Genomic DNA, 887 nt, shown 5'->3' on the forward strand with positions numbered 1-887 from the left:
TCCGTGCGCGCGGCTGCGGCAGATTGTGGGGGAGGCGGCGCCGCGGCTGGTGCTGGCCGATGGGGCGGGGCGTGCGGCGCTGGGCGAGGAGGCGCTCGCTGGCGTGGGGCTGGTGGAGCTGGAGGCGGGGTCGCCGGCGTGGGCCGGGCAGCCGTCATCGGATCCGGATGCGCGCGCGCTGGGCCTGGGTCCGCACCATCTGGCCTATGTGATCTACACGTCGGGCTCCACCGGCACGCCCAAGGGCGTGATGGTCGAGCACCGCAGCACCGTGAACCTGCTGCACTGGAGCCGCCGCGTGTTTGCGGAATCCGAGACCAGCCGCATGCTGTTCTCTACCTCGATCGGCTTCGACCTGTCGGTCTATGAGTGCTTCGTTACGCTGTCGCAGGGAGGCACACTCTATCTTGTCGAGGATGCGCTGGCACTGACGCAGACACCCCTGGATGTCTCGCTGATCAACACGGTTCCCTCGACGATGGCGGCGCTGCTCGACCAGCAGGCCGTGCCGGCATCGGCGCGCGTAATCAACCTGGCGGGCGAGCGGTTGCCCGCCAGCCTGATCGGCAGAGTGTTCAGCAGCAGTGGCGCAGAGAAGATCTGCAACCTGTACGCTCCGTCCGAAACGACGACGTATTCGACCTGGACCTGCATGGCAAGGGGGGAGGCGGTCGTTGAAACGATCGGCCGTCCGATTGCGAACACGCGGGTGTACGTGCTGGACGATCATGGCGAGCCGGTGCCGTTCGGGGCGGTGGGTGAGCTCTACATTGGCGGGGCGGGGGTTGCGCGTGGCTACCTGAAGCGTCCGGAACTGAGCGCGCAGCGGTTCATGGCCGATCCGTTCAGTGCGCAGCCGGGCGCGCGGATGTATCGCACGGGGGACC

Annotated in this window: 1 protein-coding gene; it reads left to right on the forward strand. The window is 68.0% G+C overall.

What is annotated here, in order from left to right; translation table 11 throughout:
• The coding region (locus AB3X94_RS41765; protein WP_368614464.1) for an AMP-binding protein at positions 1–887 on the forward strand (887 nt) is incomplete at both ends.

Origin of the sequence: Paraburkholderia sp. BR10923, assembly GCF_040948765.1 — a bacterium.
GTDB lineage: Bacteria > Pseudomonadota > Gammaproteobacteria > Burkholderiales > Burkholderiaceae > Paraburkholderia > Paraburkholderia youngii.